Origin of the sequence: Niastella koreensis GR20-10, assembly GCF_000246855.1 — a bacterium.
Lineage (GTDB): Bacteria > Bacteroidota > Bacteroidia > Chitinophagales > Chitinophagaceae > Niastella > Niastella koreensis.
The window spans coordinates 3,360,221-3,383,318 of the sequence record NC_016609.1 but is presented as its reverse complement, the minus strand read 5'-3'; the positions used below and the strand labels follow the sequence as shown (position 1 = coordinate 3,383,318).

Genomic DNA, 23,098 nt, shown 5'->3' with positions numbered 1-23,098 from the left:
TAAACGTGTGTACATACAAGTAGTTATTCTCCATGTAAAGTAAATAAACAACGCCCGCAATGGCCAAGAAATAATTTTCCAGGCAATGCAGGCGGGAATATGATTAGTTTGGTATGGTAAAAATAGGAATGCTGAGTAGCTTTTACAAACTACTCAGCTATTGACGCTTGAACTCAAAGGTGGTTTAATGGAGCCTAATGGTATTCTCTGCGAAGTACAGCCTAACTATAAGAATTTTTAATAATTTTTTTATTGTACGTTTTAATGGTTGTTTATTTTTTGTTTTTAGCTACCACAGTATAGCCTTCTAAAGTGAACCGCACACTCAAATTCGTATTTAACAGTTCCAGCACTTTTGGCAGTGGTTGCGATCTTTCAACAGTACCGGTTAAAATATTTGTGGTTTCAGGGGTACCAGCTTCAATTTTCGTGTCAACATTGTACCAGCGCTTTATTTGTTCCAGGATGGATTGCACCGATTCGCCTTCCAGGTTGATTAACCCGTTTTTCCAGGCCAGTACCTGCGACATCTCATTCGAGCTCTTGTTACCGATTGTGATATTATCTCCTGCAACGATCGCCTGTTGGTTCGGTTTTATATTCGACGCCAGGCTGCCATGCTGGATGGCCACAGCTCCTGATACCAGAGTAGCGGTTACCTGTTTATCGGTGTTATACGACTTTACATTGAATTTGGTGCCCAGTACTTTCACTTCTGTACCATTGGCCATTACGTGAAAGGGCTTGGTTTTATCGGGCGCCACTTCAAAATAACCTTCGCCTGTTAACTCAACCACCCGGTCGGTACCATTGAATGCGGTTGAATACTTCAGTGACGAACCGGCATTTAACAACACGGTTGAACCGTCGGCCAGCGTCACCTTGTATTCGCCGCCATTGGGTGTGGTTAAGGTATTGGTCAGATCTTTAGCGCCTGCTTTATTATCTGAGGTTTTATATAGGATCTGGTTGTTTGCTGTTTTGCTGATCTCCATTTGCCCCTGGTGAGCGACCATGCCGGCTGGCAGGGTCTCCAGGTCAACCTGGCTGTTATCTGCCAGGGTTAAAACAGCGCGCGTTCTGCCGGGCTCAATGGATCTTTTGGCAACAGGTATGCCCTGTGCAGGTACAACGCTGTTCTTGTCGGTATTGATAAATTGGTAAAGGGCGTATACGCCAACAATACTGCCGGTTAAAACGGCTGCAGCGTGCATCCAGGTACGTTTGCCGATCCTGGCTGTTGGTTGCTGCATAACTGGAATTTCTGTTTGCGTTGATTGGGTGAGGGAATGAGCCGCCTCGATACTTTCCCAAACTTCCGCTTGCTTTCGTTCCAGTTTATCATAAAGTCCAACGTATTCTAAAAGGCGTTCATCGGTTGCATCCACCTTCATCATTTCTTCGGCTTTGCCCGACGTCCACTCCTCACAAATTTTTTGTTCTTCGCTGGTCAACGGCACATCATCGTTTTTCCCAAATGCTAGTTGGGTGGTGTTTTCAGATAGTGCTTTCATGTGTTCGATTTGTAAGGTTGATTGGTAATAAGGTTTAATAAAATGTTCGTTGCTTTCCCCTAAAAATCAGCGTGTTTTCTTCTCTCTATTATAAAACAACAAACACAAGCTGAACATTAAGAAATTGTGGAACATTTTTTTATTATTACCCAAAATAGATTTTACAAAGGATCATTAACAGGATAATTACGACGGGGATACCGTACTTGCCCCCGTTCTGTTCTATGAACTCCCGCAACCGCGAAATGCCTTTCGACTTTTGCGTATATACCTGGTTGGGACTAATATTCAGAGTTTTAGCTATTTCGTCAGGAGCCATATTCTGCATCGTTAGCCTGATAACGGCCGCACATTGTTTTTCCAGCTTGCCCAATCCGGCCTCTATCAGTTTGCGCATATGGTCCATTTCATACTTCTTATTAATACCCGGATCTTCTGCAATGGGCAGGTCGTCCTGTAGTTGTTTACGGAAGGGATCGTCTTTTTGCGCCGCTCTTAAATAGTTAAGGGCGCCGTTGCGCACGGAAATATAGAGATAGGCTTTTAATTGCTCAACGGCACTGAAAGTGAGCTTTTTGCCCAATAATCTTGTAATAGCTGAGATAGCTATATCTTCCGACTCGTCTTCATTATCGATCATGCGGTGAACGAAAACCGTAAGGTCTGCGAAAGTTGCTTTGAATAATTCAGCATGCGCAGCCGGCTCGTTATTATTTAACCTGATGAGAAGATCGTTCGTGATATGCATTGGCATTCATTTTAGGATTACCTGTTTAGGGGGAAAAGAACGGTAACCGAAAGTTATGCTTTTAGTAAAAGCACTATACCTTCAGTGGGAAGAATTACACGAACTTTAGGAGAGGGGAGAATAAGGTTTTAGCGACGCAAGTTTAATAAATAAAACATTCATATGCAAACGGTTGTTCGTATTATTTTATTTTTAATACGGAAGGCAGAACGCTCAACGCTGAAAGCCGGAGGCACAAGGCAACCGCGTTTGAAATAAGGGCTAATGAATATTATAAGAATGTTCAACCCGCGGGTTTTTGCGTTAAGTCTTAAGCATTGAGCGTTCAGCGTTTTCCGCGTTTAGCGTTTGGCGGTAATTAGCACCGTGGTGGCCGTTTCAAACAGGTCGCGTTCTTTTGCCAGCAGTTTAAAAGGCACGGTTTCCAGTTCAGATAAAAGACTTTCGCGGGAGATGATAATGGCCTGCGGATTATCTTTCAGGATGCGGGTTACCGCCGCTGCATCATCCAACACCCGGATGGGTTTATTCAGATAAAAATTAAACGCCGGATTGTATATTTTATACGAATACACCTGTTCATTGGCATGTAACAGGGGCAGGGTTTTAGTTACGGGGTTGTGTTTGTAAACCGCCGGGTAACCAATGGCCAGGAACAGCAGGTTAAAAACCGAATAACCGGCAATGATCGCATGCATCGCTTTTTTCAATCCTTCTTTTTTAAAGAACCACCAACTGGCAGCGGCTGTAACAACCGGGATGATAAACAACAGGGCCCAGCCACGAAACGGTTGGGTGGCGGTTTCCATTCCCAGCCCAATCCAGGCTGCTGTTAACAGCAACACGTTCAACACCAGTAACAGCCAGAAGGGATACTGTTTAACCTGGCTTTGCCCTGTAATTACTTTATTGATGAAATAGCCCAGCAGGATGGCTACAAACGGGTAGCAGGGCATTGGGTAATTAGGTAGTTTGGTGCCAGAGATGCTGAAGAAAGCAATAAATACAACGGTTACATACATACTCATCCGAATGAAGGGAGTGGTATGGAACGGCTTTGTTTTTTTAGCCACTTCGCCAATGAAAACTGAAATGGGTAATAAACCCAGCAGTACAAACGCCGGCACCAATATAAACAAACCGCCGTGGCCTTCCATGGGTTCGCCAAAGCGATTGAAGTTGTGTTCAAAGAAAAAAAGGCGGGTAAATTCACCGTTGGAAGCCTGGTGAACAAGTGCATACCAGGGCAGTGCAACAAGAACAATAACTGCAAAATACAGGATCATTTTCCACGAGAACAACAGGTCATATTTCTTTTGCGACAGCGCCCACCATACCAGCACGGCACCGGTTAGCGCCAGGGCTACCGGCCCCTTGGCCAGCGTGGCCAGGGCGGCGGCTATTGCAGAACAGATCAGCCATTTTAATTTTCGTTCCCGGGCATAGGCATAAAAACAAAATATCCCCGCCGTTATAAAAAAAATAAGGTAAGGGTCGGGCACCGACATGCGGAATTCAAACAAAAAATGGGTGCTCACCAACAACACGGCTACCGACCAGATGGCCGTACCATAACTTACAAAGCGCCGGGTAAAATACCAGGTGATCCAGATTGTTAACCAACCAAACAGGGCCGAAAAAAAGCGGGCGGCAAAAGCATTCATCCCGAAGGCATGATAGGCCAGCTGCATAAAATAATAATGCAGTGGTGGTTTATGGGCGCGCAATTCACCATTAAAAGTGGGAACTATCAGGTCATGACGTTCCATCATTTCCCGGGCGGCCTGGGCATTACGGGCTTCATCCAGGATATACATGGGCGTAGCGCCTATACCGGTAAATAATAAAAGGGCCGCAATTATAAATAGCCAGGTTATTTTGTTTGTTCGTAGCTGCAAAAGAACATTATTCCATTGTTGTAGCATAGGTTTGTGGTGCAGGTTTTGCCGTGGTGGTTTTTAAAGGATCTATAAAGATAAATGGTAGTCCGGGGAGGGAAGATGCTACAGTAGCGCCATAGAATAAGAGGCTGGCCATTACCGATACAGTATGATCGAGACCGAAAATATGCGCGCCCCATAAAAATACTACTTCGCGGGCGCCTAATCCGCCAATAGTAAAAGGCAATACCGCCACTACCGACGAAATTAAAAAGATGAGCATATAATTTCCGGTGTGGGTTTGTATATGTAACGCCTGTAAAATACAATACATACATACCACCTGGAAGATCTGTACGGCACCCCCCCAGCCAAACGTAGGGAAAAAGCCTGCCAGAAAATAGGGAAAGAATATTTTTATCAGGAAGTAGAAAACAGGAATACCCAATAAGATGCCGGTCATCAGCCAAACACTATAGTAACCGCCTTTAAAAGCAATTATCCAGAAGATGCCCAGCAATATTCCCAACGCCAGCAAACCACTGAAGCGGTCGAGCAGCACGGCAGCCGTGGTTTTTTTATAGGCCACATTATAATCCCTGGTAAGCCGTACTACTTTATAAGCGTCTCCGCTGATAGAACCAGGCAGGAACAGGTTATAGAACATGGCCAGCCAGTATAACCGGATGTTTGTCCATTCGGGCAGGTGAATATCGATATTACGGAAATATACATTCAGCCTCAGGGATGACAACATTTTGGAGAATATAAAGGCGCCGACAGACGCTGCGATCCATAATGGATTGGACAGCACAAGCACCTCCGCCAACTTCTTCAAATCAATCTTATTTGAGATATACCAGATGCACAATACCGTGATTATGATCTTGATTAATAGTTTCAACCATTTTTTCACCTTCTCAGATGGCATTCGGAACGTAAGGATCATGTAGCTCGGTTTAATATTAGATCAAAGTGGGCTCATTTCTCACGCTCACCCATTCAATTTTCACCTGGCGCAAATACCAGTATACCAGCAGCCCCGAAAAAGTACCAATTAAAGCGCCGGCTGTAACATCGGCAAGGAAATGCTGGCCCAGGTAGATGCGTGAATACCCGGTAATAATAGCGGTGATGATGTAAATGATAGAAAAACGTTTATCGGTTGCGTTCAACGCAAGTATGGTGGCAAGGGCAAAAACAGAAGTCGTGTGACCCGAAGGAAAACTGTTCATTCCCGTATTGGTAATACCCTCAATAAAATGCGGGTACTCGGCATTTGAAATAATTGCGTGCGGCCGGGGCGCATGAAATGCCTTTTTCAGGATCTGCGAAACTATACCTGAAAACAGGTAAGCAGTGAGCACCTGCACGGCTAAAGACCATCTTTCTGCCAGTAACAGCATTAAAAAAATGGCGATGGAAACCACTCCATCGCCCAATAAAGTGTAATTCTGAAAAAATGTATCCAGGTATAGCGTATGGATTGAATTCAAACTGAAAAAAATCTGCCTGGCAGAAAAAACAGAAAGACAGATTCCGCTTATGGTGAAAACGATCAACAAAACACCCCAGTACCCAGGATCAGCTTTTATTATTCGGATAAATTGCTTCACGCTTTTTGACAAATTTATCCCGGGCGTGCTACCTTAATGTTACAGCAACGTTATCAGTATGTTACGCACATTGTGGAGAACCTGTGGCATGCGATTGGTAATTACTGTAATTTCGACGCGAAATTTACGTGGTCCCAAGGGGCTACCTATTATAAGTAATTCAATCACATGACCTGGTACGAAAACGACGTTAAAAAACTGGAAGCATTAAAAGGAACTTTACCATACACTCCCGAAACTATTTTTTATGGCAGTTCCTCCATAAGATTGTGGGCAGATATGTACGAAGACCTTAAACCACTTCGCCCCATTAACCTGGGATTTGGCGGTTCCACCCTGGCTGCCTGTGTTTGGTTCTTTGACCGGATTATGGAATCCTATTCACCCCGGCATATAGTTATTTATGCGGGTGAAAACGACCTGGGCGATGGCCGTACGCCCGAAGAAGTGTATATTTTCTTCTGCCAGATGCTGGCCTGCCTGGAAAGGCGTTTCCCTCATGTGCGCATGACCTACATTTCTATAAAACCCAGCATTACCCGCTGGAGCCTGGCAAAAACGGTGCGATACGCCAATCAGCTCATCAAAGCAGAAATAGATAAAAGCAATGGTAAATATTATTACCTCGACGTATTTGATCGCATGCTGGATGCCAACGGACTGCCTGCAAAAGATTTGTATGATGCAGATGGTTTACATTTAAGCAGAAAGGGGTATCTTATATGGAAAGATGCAGTGTCGCAGCACTTTGAAACAATCTTCAAAATTTCATAACAGGCATGTCACTGTTTTTTTACTGAAATTATCTGTCTTTTGAATAAGTAATGACGCGAAAGTATTATAAGTGGTTTAGCCCCTCGTTATACAGGCACATGGAACTGCTTGTTTTCGGTCATGCCGGTGCCTCAGTGCTTTTTTTTCCAACCCGCACCGCCCGGTTTTATGATTATGAGAACTGGAAAATTGTGGAGGCCCTGCGGGATAAGATTGAACAGGGGGAGCTGCAATTGTTTTGTGTAGACAGTGTAGATATTGAAAGTTTTTATGCCCCCATTCAACCCAGCGAAAAAATAGCCCGCCACCTGCAGTACGAGCACTATATTTTGCAGGAGGTATTGCCCCTCATTATGTTCAGACCCAAATTCACCTCCCTTACAGCGGCCGGTTGTAGTTTAGGCGGGTATCATGCCATGAACATCGCCTTCAGGTACCCCGAATATTTTAATAAAGTAGTGTCCATGAGCGCCCGCTTCGACCTCACTTTATCGGCACAAACATTCCCCGATCTGTTTAACGGGTATATTGATGAGAAGATCTATTACAACATGCCAAGCATGTATATGCCCAATTTAACCGACGTAACACTGCTGGAAAAGATCCGCAAAATGTCTATCAGTATGGTGGTGGGTAAGGAAGATCCCTTTTATGAAAATAATTTACACCTGAGTGCCGTACTTACCAGTAAAGACATTCCTCATGCCCTGTACGTATGGGATGATGAGGCTCACCGGCCGTATCACTGGCGAAAAATGGTCCGTTTGTATTTATGAACGCTTGGCTAACAGACCAGGTTGTACAGTGGCGATCACATACTGCTCAACCACCTCCTCCCGCTTTTTGTAATTCAGGAAGTTGCCTGTAACCTGGCTGATGTGAAAATGGGGAAACTGTTCAACCACCTGCACCTGGTAACCCATCCTTTGTAATGCATTTACTTTCTCCAGCGAAGTATATACCACAATATTGTTTTTCAGCGTATCCAGCTGCTGCGGATCAATGGTATGAATGGTTCCTTTATAATAGAACTGGAATGCATATTCCGACGATACATTGCTAAACATATAAATATGCTGCAGGCGTTGCTCATTAAAGCTGGCGGCCACCGCATTGCCACACTGGTATTTAAATAGGGTGGGGTAGAACAAGGAGTTCAAAAACAGGTTCACCACCATGATCACAGCAAAAGACCTGGTTAATACGTGCTGCAGCGATTTACCGGGAAAAAGGCGGATGCCGGCAAACGCCAAAAGCGCCAGGATTATAATAGCAGGAACCTGGTAAGGAAGTCCCACCAGGAAAATTAAACCGGTACAGGCCGCAAAAAGTAAGTAATATAGGGTATTCTGACTATACCTGATCGCTTTCAATAACCCTTCGTGCTTCAGGTTCAGCAGCCAGTTGGCCACTACAATGGCAAAAAACGGATACAGGATATTGGTATAGTGTGGCAGCTGAAAACGGGATAACGAAAATACCAGGAACCCCGCCAGCGAAATACCGCTACAGATATAATTCCCGGTTATTGAAAATATGGCTTTGTAGTTTTTCAGGTACGAGCCCACTAGCAGGTACAGGATGATTGACCAGGGAAGAAAAGCCCATAACAGGGTATGAAAAAAGAAGAATTTATCGCCGGAGCCTTTAATAGGGCCGTTGTTAAAAAAGCGGCCAAACTGGCTGTCCCAGAAAAAGAAGCGAACACCGGAAACATGGTGCTGACCGAAAACCAGTTTTTCGGGGTGTTGGTCAAACTGAAGATAGAGGGTGATCAATTCAGGCAGTATAAAGATCAACATCATTACTATGCTCAGCCACCATCGATAATTGAGAAATTGTTTCCAGTCTTTTTTAATGATCCATTCAATAACAAAACCGGCCAAAACCATACAGCCGATAAAGATCCCCTTGGTCATTATAGCAAATGCCAGCAACAGCGAACCGGCAATGTAATTTTTGAATTTATTGTCGCGATAAGCCAGGTAATAATAATAGGCGGCGCCGATCATCAATCCGGTTAAAAATGGTTCAGCCCGAACGTCGTTGTTGGAGAGGATCAAATGCTCAACGGAAAGGTAAATCAGCACGGCCCATTGAGCAGTTTGCTTATTGTATAATTTATTGGCGAACGCATAGGTATAATAAATACCTGCCAGCCAGAATAATAAACCGGGTAATTTATAAGCAAACGAATTAATGCCAAATATTTTGAAGCTAAGTGCGGTTATCCAGAAAGGAAAATGTGGTTTATCGAGCCAGTCATTGCCTTCCATCATCAGTTTTACAAAGTCGCCGCTTTGAGCCATGTTTTTGGCAATGGTGGCATATAAGGCGCCATCCGGTTCAAGTATAGGTAAAAACAAACCACTGGCATTAACGAGGATGCCAATAACAGTTAACCAGATGAACCAGGTATCAATAGGATATGCGGACTTTTTTTCCAGCTCAGGAGATTGTGAAAAGATCATAGTAAATTTTAAAAGCTAAGGCAAACTTAAGGAAGGATTTTTTAAATACTTATTGTAATCGCGTTTTACCCAGGCTTCAAATAATTTAAACATACACAAACCGGTAAAAATACCCAGTACCGCGCCGCCAACTATATCAAACGGAAAATGTTTACCAACATATACCTGGGCATAGCAGATGGCAAATGCCCAAAACCACAGCCAGTGCCATTTTTGTTGCTTAATATGAAAGATGGTAAAGTACCAGAATGTAGCCAACCCAAAATGGTTGGAAGCATGCGAAGAGGGGAAGGAATATTTTCCACCACAACCAATAATACCGCGGACTACAGTGGTCATGTCCTCATCGTAACAGGGACGTAACCGTTCAAAATGATATTTAAGAATGCTACTACTGGTAAAATCAGTAATGGCAAAACATAGCAGTGTTAAACAAATAAACTTTAAACCGGTAGGCCGGTCAAGCTTATATGTCCAGTAAAGCATGAAAACGTACAGGGGAATCCAGGTGTATTGATTGCGCAGCAACAACATGAGGTAATCGAGCCAGCGGGTGCTCATGTCTTTGTGAATGAAAGTAAAAGCAATCTTGTCAATATGGTCGAGCCAGTCGAAAAAATACATTCCCGGGTTATTTTACTGGTGAAAGTAATCAGCAGGTGTGACGTGACTTTTACCCCTGTATTAATTATATGTGACCAAAAGACATTTATTGAAGGTGGAAGCAGGTCATTTAATTTAAATATGATTATAACTTATTGTTACTATTAAATTTAGGGGTTTTCAATTACCTTGCTTTTCTATAAGTATAGCCATGCACGAAGATTTAATTCTCCTGATCGGTCAGCATATAAAATCGAAACGAAACGATAAAAACATTACGCTCGAAGAACTGGCCAACAGGGCAGGGGTTACCAAGGGATTGATCTCCCAGATCGAAAACAACCGTACTGTTCCCTCTTTACCCGTACTGTTTAATTTAATACACGGGTTGAATGAAGACATAAAAACCTTCTTTGATGATATGCATGATCATTTCACCAATGGACATGTATTAATAATACGCAAGGGCGAAGAAAAGGCCTTTGAAAAAGAACCGGTAAGAGGTTTTTCCTATAAACGTATATTGACCAAAAGCCTCATTACCCAGGCAGTTGATTTTGTATTGCTTGAATTAAAAAAAGGCGCCGGAAGAAAACAAATGATCCGCACCGATGCCTTTGAATGTAAACATGTATTGAAAGGCAGGGTCGAGTATGAGATAGAAAAAGAAACATTTACCCTGGAAGCCGGCGATACCTTATTCTTTGATGGCCGCGCCCATCATAGGTTACGGAATATTGGTAATTCGGATGCATCGCTGTTGGTAGTTTATTTTTTTTAACAGCCGCCCCCGTCCCCCTCCGGAAGGAGGAAGATACTTTTGTGTTCTAACACTATCAACCCTGTCAACTCTATCAACTTGTATTCCTTGTCAACCCGTCAACTGGTCAACTCTTGTTTATATGTAGTATTTATCAATACTATACATTAGTTTAGTATATGTATACAATTAATGTTTTCATAAAATAGCGCTAACACTGCCTTTATAGAACCCTTCTACTTTCGCTGGCAAAGAAATATTGCACTAGTCATCCAAAAAAACTGATTTATGGGAGTACACACCTTTAAAAGGGCCACAATATTCCTGTGGCTACTGGTAATTCCTTTTTTAGTACAGGCACAGCGATCTATAACCGGAAAAGTGGTATCCGCAAAGGATAATGCACCAGTTGCCGGCGCCTCTGTGCAAATAAAAGGATCCGGTACCGGAACATCCAGTAACGAAGCAGGCGCCTTTACCATCCAGGTAAAAGAAGGCGATATGCTTATTGTAAGCGGCGTTGGTTTTGATACCAAACAGATCAAAATTACCGGCGAAGACAACCTGACGATTACGCTCAGTGAATCTACAAAAGATTTGAGCGAAGTGGTGGTGACTGCACTTGGGGTAAAGAAAGAAACCAAGAAACTTGGTTATGCCGTGCAGGAAGTAAAAGGCGATATCCTGGTAAAAGCCCGTGACCAGAACCCGATCACCGGGTTAACCGGTAAAGTAGCCGGGTTATCGGTAGGAGCTTCCGCTGAATTGTTACGTAAGCCAACTGTATTATTACGGGGTAATGAAATTAATTTGTATGTAGTGGATGGTATTCCCATTAGTACCGATACCTGGAATATCAGTCCGGACGACATTGAAACGTATACCGTTTTAAAGGGACCTGCCGCAGCGGCGCTCTATGGCAGCCGGGCACAGTATGGCGCCATTCTCATTACCATGAAAAAAGGCACTAAAGCAAAAAAAGGCTTCTCTGTGGAGTTCAATTCAACCAACTCCATCGATAAAGGCTTCCTGGCTTTTCCCCGTGTACAGGATGAATACGGACCAGGCGAGAATGCCCTCTACGCCTTTGGTAATGGTAAAGGCGGCGGTAAAAACGACAACGACTATGATGTATGGGGTCCCCGTTTTGAAGGCCAGCTGATCCCGCAGTATGACGGCGCATATGACCCCACTCAAACATATGTTACTACTTATCCCGGCGGCCACAACCAGGATTATACAGGCCATATAAAACCTACACCGTGGATTGCCCGTGGAGTAAACAATCTCGGCCGTTTTTTGCAAACCGGTTTTCAGTCAACCAATAACGTTGCATTGAGCGCTTCCGGTGAAAATTACAACATGCGGTTCTCGATGTCCCATTCATACCAGAAAAGTATTATCCCCAATATGGGATTGAATATTACCAACTTTAACGTGTATGCGGGGGTGAATGTTAATCCAAGATTAAAGATCGAGGCCAATGTAAATTATAACAGGCAATACACGCCCAACTTCCCCGATGTGGACTATGGGCCAAACAGTTTGATCTATAACGTGGGTATCTGGACGGGTGCAGACTGGGATGTGGAATCACCAGACCTTAAAGCCATCTGGAACCCTTCTAAAATTGGCATTCAATCTGTTTTTGCTGAATACCAACGTTATCATAACCCCTGGTTCATGGTAAAAGAGTGGTTGCGCGGTCATTACAAGAACGATCTGTTCGGTTATGTGTCTGCCAATTTCAAGATCAATAACAACCTGAATGTAACAGCCCGTACACAGGCTACTACGTATGGTTTATTAAGAACGGAAAGTATGCCATTTTCAGCCCACCCATATGGCAGGGAAGGCGGATTGGGCGATTATCGCGAAGATCATCGCAACCTGTTTGAAAATAATAGCGAACTGTTACTGGCTTATAATTACAATGTAAAAAAGTTCGTGAACCTGTCGGGCCTGGCAGGTGGTAACGTTCGCTCTTTTACCTACAACTCCACCTTTACCTCTACCGATTATATGACGGTACCGGGTGTATATACGTTCAGCAATACCCTGAACCCGGTACAAAGCAGCAGTTTTTCATCGGATATGCGGGTATACAGCGCTTATTATTCGCTGGATGCGGCGTTTGATAAATATGCTACAGTGTCTGTAACCGGCCGCCTTGACAAATCATCAGCATTGCCAAAAGCGCACAACAGTTATTTTTATCCGGCGGTTTCCGCAGCAACCGTTATTTCTGATTATGTGCAACTGCCATCAGTGATCTCATACCTGAAAGCAAGAGGTTCCTTTGCAGTGGTGCATGGCGATGCAACTTCGCCTACTATCGGTATGACGCCATTTTCAACCATCTCGGCCTTTGGGGCAACACCTTCGGGTAATTCACTGTACGATTATGTGCTTGGTTATGGTAATAATTACCAGTCACCTTACGGCGGGCCCGATTATTCCCTGGCAGCTGTGTATTCAATGAACAAGCCATATAATAACCAGTCGGCTGCGGCTTATACCAATAACCTGTACGACCCGAACATAAAAACATTCAACCGGGTGAATTATGAAGAAGGCTTCGATATTAAACTGTTGCAAAACAGGCTGGGATTAAGCGCTACTGCCTTTCAGTATGTAGATGGTCCGCGTATTTTGGCTAATCCCATCTCAACCGCCAGCGGTTACAACTATTATTACCTGAATGCGTTAAAAACGCAAAAAACGGGGTATGAATTATCGCTGAATGGTTCGCCGCTCAAAATGCACAATGGCCTTTTCTGGGATGTAACAGTTAACTGGTCAACCTTCCAGGATAAATACAAGGAGTTGCCGCCCGGACAAACTACCTATCAAACCTTTTTCAAGAATGGTGATCGCGTAGATAAATTATTCACCTCTGCGTTTGTTAAAACAGCAGATGGCAGGATCATTCATGACGATGCCGGTAAGCCTCTGCAAAACCCGGTTAGTCAATTCCTGGGTTACCTGAATGCCGATTACCAATGGAGCATTTATAATAAAGTTGGCTATAAAGGATTTACCCTGGGCTTTCAGTTCGATGGAAGCGTAGGTGGCGTTACCACCGATTATATCCATAATAAAACCATGCGTGGCGGCCGCAATATAGAAACCGTACAGGGCGCATTGGGTGTGGCCAGAAAGGCAGATAACGATCATGCCGGTGATAAAACCTTCCCGGGTGTATATGTAGGAAATGGAGTGGTTGTATCGAATGGTACGCCTATCAACTATGATAATAATGGCACCATCATCAACTACAAAGACCTGCAGTTTGCCGATAATAAAACAACTACGCATGTGCAGGATTATGTAAGTAAGTACTATGGTGTTGATGAGAGTAACCTCATGAGTAAAACCTTTGCCAAGTTGCGCGAAGTAACGCTCACTTACGATCTGCCGGCAAGCCTGTTAAAGAAATCGTTTATCGACCGGGCCAGTATTTCACTCATCGGCCGGAATCTTCTTTATTTCTATAAAGACAAACGGTTTAAAGACGTAGACCTGGACCAGTACAATTATGCCACCGGGGCTTCAGGCTTGCAATCGCCTACAACCCGCCGTTATGGATTGAACCTGAACCTGGCATTTTAGGTGTTACAGGTTACAGGTTTCATGGAGTCCTGCAACCTGAAACCTGGAACGGATCCTTTCTTGACAAAAACAACTATTACAATGAAACGTATTCAATATATCCCCTTGTTTCTTGCACTGGCTTTTACTGCTTGCAAGAAGTCGTTTAACGACATGAACAAAAATGAGAACAAACCGTCTTCGGTGCAACCTTCGCTGCTGTTGAACGGTATTGAGTTCAATATGTATGAGGCGCCTAATAACATGAAAGAACGCTGGTGCCAGTATTATTGCTGTAATTATGATTATTATGGCAATAACCGCTACGATTTTGGATCGGGCGATGATTATTACGCCACGTTGAAGAATGTGACTAAAATGGAAGAGGAAGCCATCAAAGGCGGAGCCGCTTCATTGAATCCTTATACTACGCTGGCTAAATTCTTCAAAGCTTATTTCTTTACAAAAATGAGTCTTGCCATGGGCGATCTGCCAATGACAAGCGCCTTACAGGGCAGGGCCAATCTTACCCCGGATTATGACAGCCAGAAAAAGATCTTCCAGCAATCACTGTTGTGGTTAGACAGCGCCAATAATGAGCTGGCCCAACTGATAACCGCCAAAGACAACACGCTGGAGCGGGATTTTTATTACGGCAACGATCTTTCTAAATGGCAGAAGCTGGTAAATACCTACCGCATCCGTTTGCTGATCCATTTAAGTAAAAGAACTGATGATGCAGACATAAACGTTAAACAGCAGTTTGCCGCCATTGTTGGCAATAAGACGAAGTATCCCATTATGGAAGATGCTACCGATAACCTGCAGTTTGTATACGTGCATCCTTCCAACGACTATCCGATGAACCCAGGCACGTTTGGGTTCGATGGATCACGCTATAACACTTCCGGCACCTACATAGGTTTGTTAACCCAGTTACAGGACCCACGGGTATTTGTAACAGCAGAACCTGCCGCCGCCCTGGTAACAGCGGGAAAAAGCACCACCAGTTACGATGCCTACCTGGGCGCCAGTCCGGGTGAAGATCTCGGCGCTATGTATATCAAAGCCAATGGCGGACAGTATTCACTCATCAATCGCCGGCATTATTATCAAACCTATTTGGGCGAGAATTCGATCCAGATCGGGTTTGCTGAAATGTGTTTCAATATTGCAGAGGGTATAGCCAGGGGCTGGGCCGCTTCAGGCGCCCTGGGAACTGCAGAAGATTATTATAAAGCAGGGATAAAAACATCCATGGCTTTTTATGGTATCCCCGAATCAGGTAAGTTCAATGCTTACTTCATCAAAGACGGTAGTCCGGGTGGTTCAGATGCAAAATATGATGTTGTATCGATCAATGTTGACTTCGGCGCTTATTATGCGCAAACAGCCGTTACTTATGCCGGTAATAATGCAGCCGGTATAACCCAGATACTCAATCAGAAATACCTGGCGCTGTTCCGTCATTCGGGCCTGGAATCATATTTCACATATCGCCGTACCGGCGTGCCCAACTTTACCACGGGACCTGGTACCGGTAACAGCGGCCGTATTGCCATGCGCTTTCAATATCCGGTAAACGAAAAGGCAGGCAATACCACCAATTATACAAAAGCACTGCAAGGTCAGTTCAATGGTAATGACGATATCAATGGTCTTATGTGGATCATAAAATAACACGGTCATAGGAAGTAAATCTCACATTTTCTCAGATGAACTCCGGTGTCCCGACTCTTCGGGACGCCGGAGTTAAAACAAATAAGAAACACGATGAACAGTACATTGGCCACCAACATTGCAAATGAAATTATTCAACTGTATAAACAATATGGCGGGAGTGAATATGCCGGTGAAAAGGTAACGCAGCTGGAGCATATGGTGCAGGCCGCGCGTTTGGCCGAACAGCAGGGCTATGAAGAAGAAGTGATCCTGGCTGCCTTTCTCCACGACATCGGGCATATTTGTGAGGCCGCGCACGAGCACAATGCTATGGATGGTTGGGGCATTAAAGACCATGAAGAAGTGGGAGCCGTTTTTTTAAAGGAGAAAGGGTTCTCCAAAAGATTATCCCGCCTGGTTGAATCGCATGTAGAAGCCAAACGGTACCTCACCTGGAAAGATCCTCTGTATTATGAACAATTGTCAGAAGCTAGTAAGAAAACGCTGGAATATCAGGGCGGCCCCATGTTAACCGACGAAGCCGTAGCATTTGAACAAGACCCCCTGTTTCATCTTATTATTCAAATGCGGCACTGGGATGATGTGGCGAAGATAGAAGGGATGGAGGTGTCTGGGTTGGATAGATACAGGGAGATGATTGTTAGGCATCTTTTGGAGAGTTGACAAGTTAACAGGTTGACAAGTTGATAAAGTTGACAGGGTTGATAGAGGCTAAAAACGGCACTGGCCGCGTCGGTGTTTGCCGTTTCATGAAAGGCAAATATTATTACTCAAGCATCATTATAATAATATATGAACAACATACAATTAGTGGTTTTTGATATAGCAGGAACAACCGTACAGGACACCGGCAATGTAGCCAAAGCGTTTATCGATGCATTCGGGGAATTTAATATGGATATCCCGGCCGATACGGTGAACCATGTTATGGGTTTCAGAAAAATTGATGCGATAAAAATCCTGGTGCCCGATGATAGTAATGAGGCCCTGATAGAACAGATTCATAAGGCATTTACCCGGAACATACTGGAGCTGTATAAAAACGATTCCGGCTTACAACCGCTGCCATATGCAGAAGAAACTTTTCAGCAATTGAAACAGGCTGGGGTAAAGATCGCCCTCAATACCGGTTTTACCCGCGTTGTTACCAATGCCATTCTGAAGCGGTTACAATGGAATACGCCCGGCATGATTGATACAGTGATCTGCAGCGATGAAGTACCGGAGGGGCGCCCACAGCCATATATGATCCGGCACATCATGGAGCAATTGCAGGTTAGCGATAGTAAAGCCGTTGCTAAAGTGGGCGATACCAGGGTAGATGTGGAAGAAGGCCGGAATGCCGGTTGTGGTTTGGTAATAAGTGTTACTACCGGTGCTTATATCCGTGAGGAACTGGAATTATATCAGCCCGATCACATTATCGACAGCCTGGCTGAATTACCAGGGCTATTATAGAGCCTGTATTCACTTCGACATTCAATATTTGACATTCAATATTCAATATTTTGAATATCACACTCTCGCCAACTTATACAAAAAAGCAGGTCAGCACCTCGGTGGTGCTGGCGGTTGTGGCGTTTATGGCGTATACCTCGGTATATGCATACCGCAAGCCATTTACCGTAGCCACCTTCAATGACCTCACATTTGCCGGTATAAAATACCAGACCCTGCTTATCATTAGCCAGGGACTGGGGTATATGCTCAGTAAATTTTTTGGTATCCGGTTCATAGCCGAACTTAAGCGCTATGGCCGCTGGAAAACAAGTGCGCTGTTAGTAGGCGCCGCCTGGTTGAGTTTAGGGGTGTTTGGGCTGGTGCCCGCGCCCTGGGGTATGTTATGCCTGTTTGTAAACGGCTTTATGCTGGGTTTTATGTGGGGCATTGTATTCAGTTATGTAGAAGGACGGCGGGCAACGGATTTTATCGGCGCAGTTATGGCGGTGAGTTTCATATTTGCCGGCGGTTTTACCCGCTCGGTGGCCTTGTGGGTGCGTGACGACTGGCAGGTACCCGAACAATGGCTGGCCTTTGTAACCGGGCTATTTTTCGTAGTGCCGTTGATAGGGCTGTTTTATTTGTTGGAGAAAATGCCCCCGCCCGATGAAAGCGATGTACAGGAAAGAACGAAACGGCAACCGATGACGCGCGAAGAACGCCGGTTGTTTTTTATACAATTCGGCAGCGGCGTGGTGGCTGTAATCCTGGCTTACCTGTTCCTGACCATTATGCGCGATGTGCGCGACAATTTCATGGTGAACATCTTCAGTGAGCTGGGCTATGGTTCAAAACCGGCCATCTTTACCCAAACCGAAACTTCCATTTCCCTGGTGATCTTACTGGTAATGAGCCTGCTGGTGTTTATCCGCAATAACATCCGCGCCTTAAAACTGGCCCACGTGGCAGTGATCGCAGGTTTTTTGCTCGCCGGTATCTCCTCAGCTTTATTTATTGCAGGAATGCTCAATGGTTTGTTGTGGATGCAACTGGCCGGACTGGGTTTATATATGGGCTACATCCCCTTTAACTGTATCTTTTTTGAACGACTGATAGCGTCATTTAAAATAGCAGGTAATGTGGGTTTTTTGATCTATGTGGTAGATGCCTGGGGCTACCTGGGCAGCTCGGCCGTGATGTTATCAAAAGAAATATTCCGGTTACAATTAACCTGGACGCAGTTCTATCCGGCTTGCGTGGTCCTGTTTTCTGTAGCAGGGTTATTGGGAACTTTTTTTTCCTGGTTCTACTTTATTAAGAAGTACAAAAAAGCTGCTGAACACAGAACGCTTAATGCTTAATGCGAAATACAGTATAAATAATGGCTTTGCGTTCGGCGTTCCGCGTTGAGCGTTTGGCTTTTAAAACTAACTATATGGCAAAACCAACTGCAATTGTAATTGGCGCGGGGATAACCGGACTGGCAATGGCGCGTGCGCTGGCCATAAAAGGATATGCAGTAACCACCCTGGAGCGCAATCAACAGGCCACTGGCGCATCCATAAGGAATTTTGGAATGATCTGGCCTATTGGACAGCCGGAAGGGAAGTGGTACGAGCGGGCCATTCGCAGCCGGAACATCTGGCAGGAGATTAGTAAAACCGGCGCTTTTCATTGCGAGCAGAGCGGCAGTTTGCACCTGGCCTATAATCAAAATGAATGGCAGGTGTTGGAGGAGTTGTATGAACTGTTCAGGTTAGAAAGACAGGTAACCCTGCTTACCCCCGAACAGGTATTGGAAAAATCACCCGCCGTGGTGCCACAGCAGTTAATGGGGGCATTGTACAGTACCGAAGAAGCCATTGTGGATCCCCGGGAAGCAATTGCCTGGTTGCCATTCTATTTACAGGAGCGGCACGGCATTGAATTCAAATGGGGCAAATGCGTTAGTTATATTGCCGATAACACCGTATACGTTGGGTTGAATGAACAATACAACGCCGACCTGATCTTTATATGCAGCGGCGCCGATTTTGAGACCCTGTACCCCGAAGTATTTGGGAAAATCCCCGTTACCCGGTGCAAATTGCAGATGATACGGTTTGAAGCCCAACCCGATAAATGGGAGATAGGCCCCTCGTTATGCGGTGGGTTATCGCTGATCCATTATAAAAGTTTCGCCAAAGCGTCCTCTTTGCTGTTATTGCGCCGCAGGTACGAACAGGAATTGCCTGAGCATGTACGGTGGGGAGTGCATGTAATGGTATCGCAAAATAGCCGGTACGAACTAACGGTGGGAGACTCCCATGAATATGGGTTATCGCCCGATCCGTTTGATAAAGCAAGCATTAATCAATTGATTATTGATTACTTACAAACCTTTGCCCGGTTCAAAAGCAATACCATTACCTCCACCTGGAATGGGGTGTATGCAAAACTCACCAATGGAGAAAGTCATCTGTTTGAATCGCCCGAACCGGGGGTTTACATTTTTAACGGGCTGGGGGGAGCCGGCATGACCCTCTCGTTCGGACTGGCAGAAGAAATAATAGCTGGCTTGTAAATTATTGAGCTACAGCTGTCTTTTTGTTCTTGTCTGCTTTTTTGCTATGGGTAGCTTTTTCTTTTTTAGGCGTTTCTTTTTTCATCACTTTAACGATATCGCCGGCTAACAGCTTACTAACCTTTTCTAACCGGTTTTCGAGCTTTTTATCTTTTAAATGATAATCAGTGAGGCTGCCAGACAGTTTTTCAAGAACTACTTTAGAAAGTTTTTTCTTAGATACTTTCCCTGATGCGGGCTGTTTTTTTGTTGTGCTCATGCAAGAATAGATTTTAAAGACTTAATCTAAAGGTAACAAAAGCATAACATTCTCAATGTTAAGTTTTTGACCAAAAATCCAATACCGGTACTTATTAATTATTATATGATATAAATTAGTAACAGTGATTTAATACCGGGGTAACCATTGTAAAAGTTACCTTGCGGCGATTTTTACCACCTAAATTAACTGCATGAAGTGGACCCTGATAAGTAACGTAACGGCCGATATCAAGGAATATCATTTGGTAAATGATGAGTCGGTACTGGCTGTAATGAAGTACAGTCCCGAACAACAGTCGGTGCGCATCTCGTATAAGGAAGAACGTTTAGTGTTCTTTATGGAAACAAATGGCTATAGCAACCGCATTGTTTTTAAAAATGTATATGGTGTTGAGCAGGGAAAATTCGCCCACCATAACCACAACAATACCGGCCGTCTTGAGATCAATAAACAGGTCTTCGATTACAACATTGTAGACAATAACCAGCCAAAGCTGATCGTTCATCAGCACAACAAACAGGAGCCACTGGCGGTGTGTCAGATACCGGCCAGCCCCACACGACACGCTTCATTTTTCGAACAGGCAGGCATAGTGTTAGGTATTTGCTGGTTCACTAACATCCACACCTTCCAAAAAACAAAGGATCTCTCACTATAGACTTATTCACATCAGCTGACAGATTGTTAATATTTTTTCAATAAACGAGCAGCTTTAATGGCTGCTCATTAAAGCAGGAAAAGCTTTAATGGATATTCTATAACAAAGCGATAGTTATATTGTAAATTGTATATAACATGGCGGTCTGCCTGGTCTTTGGCCGGGTTAATAATTATTTAAACAAGTCAATATTAAATTTGATTATTTTTACCACAGTAAACCTTGCCTTCAAAAAGCTACAATTAACAACTACTACGATTTTTGAACCTATCCCATTGCTTGTTATTAATCAATAAATAACCACTCTTAACGGAACTGGTTCATGAAGAATCCGGGGCACCACATTATTGCTGGTTTTCAACAGGGAAGCAAAGACGCCTTTGCTACAGTGTATAATATGCACTATAGCCGCCTGTACAGCTTCATCAAAAAGGTGATCGGGGATAGGGAAGAGGCGCAGGATATTACCGCCGAAACGTTTGTAAAGCTGTGGAAGCTGCGTGCCAATTTTAATACGGAAGAGAATATAAAAGCATTCTTATATATTACAGCCCGTAATGCCTGTATGGATTATCTGCGGTACAGGCAACGGCAAACTGTAAACAAACAGGCTTTCGGCTATACGGTACCCCAACAGGAGGAAGGCAATTCCATACCCAATGATGAAATAAAAACCGCCGTATTGAAACAGCTGCACAGCGAAATTGAAAATTTGCCCACCCAGTGCAAACGCATCTTCAAAATGGCCTGGCTCGAAGGCAAGAAGAATGCAGCCATCGCCGCACAATTATCCCTCACTGAACAAACAGTTCGCAATCAAAAAGCACGCGCCATTAAACTATTAAGGCTTGCCCTGGAGAATTACAACATGGAATTGTTTGTGTTGTTTATACTGATGATGGTGTAAGGGGCAAAGTGCCGTCAGGTAATTAAAATGTCCTACATGAATGACCTAAAGAATGAAGAGATCGCAAATCAACTGCAGATCAATCTCCAAACCGTAAAGAATCATAAAACCAGGGCCTTAAAGCGGCTTCGTAATGTTTTAAAGGTTATTATAAGAAATAATAAGTGACTATTTTCTTCCCTTTTTATGAACAACATTCGTTTATTCATCATGAGCAATATCTGTAGTTGACCGATTGATTAGTCAATTGATGTAAAATTTTTATTAAATATTATTAGTATAAAAGCTCTTTATTGTCGTTTTAATATTGAGCGAAGTTTATTGCTTGCCAATTTTCCCTTGAAGTAAACTGCACAGATCATTTTCAACCACCAATATTCTACAAAAGACCAGGTTCAATACTGAGTAGTAGCTTAAATTCCCAACCAAACTTGCCTTGAACGAGAGGCATTATTATTTTTTTAACCAAAACTAAAACATGAGCATTCCCTGCAAATGTGTCTACCTATTATTGATTAGTCTGCCAATTATCTCTACTTGCTGTCAATTAATACACTCCTTTAATACGGTTATAGTTTTACAGGGTTATCTATGCGATGAATCGCCGGGGACCGTTAAAGCGGTTTGTACTTTGAAAAACGGAAAAGAGTGTATTATAATACATAAGATCGGATCCGATTTTTTTACCGACATACTTATGTTATCTGCACTGGTCTTTCACTCCAGGTATTTGCCAGAAGCAATTTTTATCATTATGAACATTGGTAGCTGTCACGTTCCCCGAAGTCCCTTCCTGCTGCAATTTTCACCTCCACCTGAAGCCTGAGAATAAATTAAAAATGATTTAGCCATTAACGACACAAGCCTTTGAGGTGTATAAATGGCTTCGCATGCCTGTATTAGTATATCTGATACAGGAAGGCCTTTCCGTGTATAGTAATACTGCTCAAAATACTCCTGAATAACAAAACTACAACGTAATGAAAAAGATCATCAAAAACTTGATTATCCTTGTTTTAACGTTTTCTCCTTGCGCCCTGCAATCAGGTATGTTACCCGACTCCACAGGTATCACAATCACTGAAACAAACACCTCTCTGGAGAATGTGCTGAAAGAGGTGGCGCGGCAAAGCGGTTATAAATTTGAATACAACAATCATCTGTTTAAGAACAAAAAGAAAGTATCTGTCAATCTTAAAAATACAACGCTGAAAAATGCGCTCAATATTTGTTTAAAGGACCAGCCTATAACTTACACCATTGACCAGAGAAATGTTTTTTTGAATTCAGATGAAATGAATAGTGACGAGTCGGGGTCACTGTTTGCATTGTTGTTATTATACTACACCGACCGGAGCTTTAAAATTTACAAAACTGTCAGGAAATGGCCGCAAAAAATAAAAAGAAAGCTTAGAAAGGAGATGAGAAAGTGGTTAAGGGACCTGTTAAAAGAAAAGAAAAGAAAAAAATAATGCCTTTTGAATAAAGGTGTAAACAATAGGGAAGGGTATCGGTCTAATACGATCGATACCCTTTTTTGTACCAGTCAAAATTCAGAAAGAACATTTTTTTTGATATTCATTAAGAAACAGGCAAACTCCTTCGATATTTATCAACAGAAGCACTGT

The 23,098-nt window shown here is 43.6% G+C and carries 20 protein-coding genes and 1 pseudogene; 13 read left to right on the top strand and 8 right to left on the bottom strand.

Annotation, left to right across the window (positions count from 1 at the left end; genetic code table 11):
• Positions 1-272: 272 nt before the first annotated feature.
• The 5 genes from NIAKO_RS13405 to NIAKO_RS13385 form a co-directional block, all read right to left on the bottom strand.
• Positions 273-1,514, bottom strand: a complete 1,242-nt coding sequence (locus tag NIAKO_RS13405; protein ID WP_014218976.1) for a FecR family protein — start codon at positions 1,512-1,514, stop codon at positions 273-275.
• A 145-nt stretch (positions 1,515-1,659) separates the two neighbouring features.
• Complete coding sequence (locus tag NIAKO_RS13400) at positions 1,660-2,262, bottom strand: RNA polymerase sigma factor (protein ID WP_014218975.1); 603 nt, start codon at positions 2,260-2,262, stop codon at positions 1,660-1,662.
• Between the two features lie 341 nt (positions 2,263-2,603).
• On the bottom strand, positions 2,604-4,187 hold the full coding sequence (locus NIAKO_RS13395) for an ArnT family glycosyltransferase (protein WP_041346728.1): 1,584 nt from the start codon (positions 4,185-4,187) through the stop codon (positions 2,604-2,606).
• Positions 4,168-5,091, bottom strand: coding sequence for a lysylphosphatidylglycerol synthase transmembrane domain-containing protein (locus tag NIAKO_RS13390; protein ID WP_014218973.1), 924 nt, complete (start codon positions 5,089-5,091; stop codon positions 4,168-4,170). The genes NIAKO_RS13395 and NIAKO_RS13390 overlap by 20 nt, the downstream gene beginning before the upstream one ends.
• 16 nt (positions 5,092-5,107) lie before the next feature.
• Positions 5,108-5,638, bottom strand: a complete 531-nt coding sequence (locus NIAKO_RS13385) for a phosphatase PAP2 family protein (RefSeq protein ID WP_133055353.1) — start codon at positions 5,636-5,638, stop codon at positions 5,108-5,110.
• 288 nt (positions 5,639-5,926) lie between these two features.
• On the opposite strand from NIAKO_RS13385, the gene NIAKO_RS13380 reads away from it, so the two are divergent.
• Complete coding sequence (locus tag NIAKO_RS13380; RefSeq protein WP_014218971.1) at positions 5,927-6,532, top strand: GDSL-type esterase/lipase family protein; 606 nt, start codon at positions 5,927-5,929, stop codon at positions 6,530-6,532.
• Between the two features lie 98 nt (positions 6,533-6,630).
• A complete protein-coding gene (locus NIAKO_RS13375; protein WP_207622450.1) occupies positions 6,631-7,308 on the top strand; it encodes an esterase family protein in 678 nt (225 codons plus the stop codon).
• On the opposite strand, the gene NIAKO_RS13370 is transcribed toward NIAKO_RS13375, so the two are convergent.
• Both NIAKO_RS13370 and NIAKO_RS13365 read right to left on the bottom strand, forming a co-directional pair.
• Positions 7,303-9,003 (bottom strand): ArnT family glycosyltransferase, encoded by a 1,701-nt coding sequence (locus NIAKO_RS13370; RefSeq protein ID WP_014218969.1) that lies wholly within the window; start codon positions 9,001-9,003, stop codon positions 7,303-7,305. The two genes, NIAKO_RS13375 and NIAKO_RS13370, sit on opposite strands and share 6 nt — an antisense overlap.
• Positions 9,004-9,018: 15 nt before the next feature.
• A complete protein-coding gene (locus NIAKO_RS13365) occupies positions 9,019-9,627 on the bottom strand; it encodes a phosphatase PAP2 family protein (RefSeq protein ID WP_014218968.1) in 609 nt (202 codons plus the stop codon).
• A 190-nt stretch (positions 9,628-9,817) separates the two neighbouring features.
• On the opposite strand from NIAKO_RS13365, the gene NIAKO_RS13360 reads away from it, so the two are divergent.
• The 7 genes from NIAKO_RS13360 (at position 9,818) to NIAKO_RS13330 (ending at position 19,643) form a co-directional block, all read left to right on the top strand.
• Positions 9,818-10,387, top strand: a complete 570-nt coding sequence (locus tag NIAKO_RS13360; RefSeq protein WP_014218967.1) for a helix-turn-helix domain-containing protein — start codon at positions 9,818-9,820, stop codon at positions 10,385-10,387.
• Positions 10,388-10,654: 267 nt separating this feature from the next.
• Positions 10,655-13,978 carry a SusC/RagA family TonB-linked outer membrane protein gene (locus tag NIAKO_RS13355; RefSeq protein ID WP_014218966.1) on the top strand — a complete coding sequence of 1,108 codons (3,324 nt, stop codon included), beginning with the start codon at positions 10,655-10,657 and terminating at the stop codon, positions 13,976-13,978.
• An 81-nt stretch (positions 13,979-14,059) separates the two neighbouring features.
• Positions 14,060-15,637, top strand: a complete 1,578-nt coding sequence (locus NIAKO_RS13350) for a SusD/RagB family nutrient-binding outer membrane lipoprotein (protein ID WP_014218965.1) — start codon at positions 14,060-14,062, stop codon at positions 15,635-15,637.
• 93 nt (positions 15,638-15,730) lie between these two features.
• A complete protein-coding gene (locus NIAKO_RS13345; protein ID WP_014218964.1) occupies positions 15,731-16,303 on the top strand; it encodes a phosphonate degradation HD-domain oxygenase in 573 nt (190 codons plus the stop codon).
• 129 nt (positions 16,304-16,432) lie between these two features.
• Positions 16,433-17,098 (top strand): HAD hydrolase-like protein, encoded by a 666-nt coding sequence (locus NIAKO_RS13340; protein WP_014218963.1) that lies wholly within the window; start codon positions 16,433-16,435, stop codon positions 17,096-17,098.
• Positions 17,099-17,148: 50 nt separating this feature from the next.
• Positions 17,149-18,441 carry a DUF5690 family protein gene (locus tag NIAKO_RS13335; protein ID WP_014218962.1) on the top strand — a complete coding sequence of 431 codons (1,293 nt, stop codon included), beginning with the start codon at positions 17,149-17,151 and terminating at the stop codon, positions 18,439-18,441.
• 74 nt (positions 18,442-18,515) lie between these two features.
• Complete coding sequence (locus NIAKO_RS13330) at positions 18,516-19,643, top strand: TIGR03364 family FAD-dependent oxidoreductase (RefSeq protein WP_041346723.1); 1,128 nt, start codon at positions 18,516-18,518, stop codon at positions 19,641-19,643.
• Between the two features lies 1 nt (position 19,644).
• On the opposite strand, the gene NIAKO_RS13325 is transcribed toward NIAKO_RS13330, so the two are convergent.
• Positions 19,645-19,902, bottom strand: a complete 258-nt coding sequence (locus NIAKO_RS13325; protein ID WP_014218960.1) for a hypothetical protein — start codon at positions 19,900-19,902, stop codon at positions 19,645-19,647.
• 193 nt (positions 19,903-20,095) lie between these two features.
• Between NIAKO_RS13325 and NIAKO_RS13320 the strand changes: the two genes are divergently transcribed.
• The 4 genes and pseudogenes from NIAKO_RS13320 to NIAKO_RS13310 all read left to right on the top strand — a co-directional run bounded on the left by NIAKO_RS13320 (position 20,096) and on the right by NIAKO_RS13310 (position 22,942).
• Positions 20,096-20,563, top strand: a complete 468-nt coding sequence (locus NIAKO_RS13320; protein WP_014218959.1) for a hypothetical protein — start codon at positions 20,096-20,098, stop codon at positions 20,561-20,563.
• A 322-nt stretch (positions 20,564-20,885) separates the two neighbouring features.
• Complete coding sequence (locus tag NIAKO_RS13315) at positions 20,886-21,470, top strand: RNA polymerase sigma factor (RefSeq protein WP_014218957.1); 585 nt, start codon at positions 20,886-20,888, stop codon at positions 21,468-21,470.
• An 18-nt stretch (positions 21,471-21,488) separates the two neighbouring features.
• Positions 21,489-21,638 (top strand): annotated as a pseudogene (locus NIAKO_RS39720) (RNA polymerase sigma factor); the annotation flags it as partial.
• Between the two features lie 812 nt (positions 21,639-22,450).
• Positions 22,451-22,942, top strand: a complete 492-nt coding sequence (locus NIAKO_RS13310; protein ID WP_014218956.1) for an STN domain-containing protein — start codon at positions 22,451-22,453, stop codon at positions 22,940-22,942.
• Positions 22,943-23,098: the final 156 nt, after the last annotated feature.

Excerpts from the sequence above, each read along its gene's own strand:
- NIAKO_RS13310 (WP_014218956.1), top strand. The coding sequence starts at position 22,451 with ATGAAAAAGATCATCAAAAACTTGATTATCCTTGTTTTAACGTTTTCT.
- NIAKO_RS13375 (WP_207622450.1), top strand. The coding sequence starts at position 6,631 with ATGGAACTGCTTGTTTTCGGTCATGCCGGTGCCTCAGTGCTTTTTTTT.
- NIAKO_RS13365 (WP_014218968.1), bottom strand. The coding sequence starts at position 9,627 with ATGTATTTTTTCGACTGGCTCGACCATATTGACAAGATTGCTTTTACT.
- NIAKO_RS13325 (WP_014218960.1), bottom strand. The coding sequence starts at position 19,902 with ATGAGCACAACAAAAAAACAGCCCGCATCAGGGAAAGTATCTAAGAAA.
- NIAKO_RS13395 (WP_041346728.1), bottom strand. The coding sequence starts at position 4,187 with ATGCTACAACAATGGAATAATGTTCTTTTGCAGCTACGAACAAACAAA.
- NIAKO_RS13320 (WP_014218959.1), top strand. The coding sequence starts at position 20,096 with ATGAAGTGGACCCTGATAAGTAACGTAACGGCCGATATCAAGGAATAT.
- NIAKO_RS13360 (WP_014218967.1), top strand. The coding sequence starts at position 9,818 with ATGCACGAAGATTTAATTCTCCTGATCGGTCAGCATATAAAATCGAAA.
- NIAKO_RS13400 (WP_014218975.1), bottom strand. The coding sequence starts at position 2,262 with ATGCATATCACGAACGATCTTCTCATCAGGTTAAATAATAACGAGCCG.
- NIAKO_RS13340 (WP_014218963.1), top strand. The coding sequence starts at position 16,433 with ATGAACAACATACAATTAGTGGTTTTTGATATAGCAGGAACAACCGTA.
- NIAKO_RS13350 (WP_014218965.1), top strand. The coding sequence starts at position 14,060 with ATGAAACGTATTCAATATATCCCCTTGTTTCTTGCACTGGCTTTTACT.
- NIAKO_RS13345 (WP_014218964.1), top strand. The coding sequence starts at position 15,731 with ATGAACAGTACATTGGCCACCAACATTGCAAATGAAATTATTCAACTG.
- NIAKO_RS13405 (WP_014218976.1), bottom strand. The coding sequence starts at position 1,514 with ATGAAAGCACTATCTGAAAACACCACCCAACTAGCATTTGGGAAAAAC.
- NIAKO_RS13330 (WP_041346723.1), top strand. The coding sequence starts at position 18,516 with ATGGCAAAACCAACTGCAATTGTAATTGGCGCGGGGATAACCGGACTG.
- NIAKO_RS13315 (WP_014218957.1), top strand. The coding sequence starts at position 20,886 with ATGAAGAATCCGGGGCACCACATTATTGCTGGTTTTCAACAGGGAAGC.
- NIAKO_RS13370 (WP_014218969.1), bottom strand. The coding sequence starts at position 9,003 with ATGATCTTTTCACAATCTCCTGAGCTGGAAAAAAAGTCCGCATATCCT.
- NIAKO_RS13390 (WP_014218973.1), bottom strand. The coding sequence starts at position 5,091 with ATGATCCTTACGTTCCGAATGCCATCTGAGAAGGTGAAAAAATGGTTG.
- NIAKO_RS13355 (WP_014218966.1), top strand. The coding sequence starts at position 10,655 with ATGGGAGTACACACCTTTAAAAGGGCCACAATATTCCTGTGGCTACTG.
- NIAKO_RS13380 (WP_014218971.1), top strand. The coding sequence starts at position 5,927 with ATGACCTGGTACGAAAACGACGTTAAAAAACTGGAAGCATTAAAAGGA.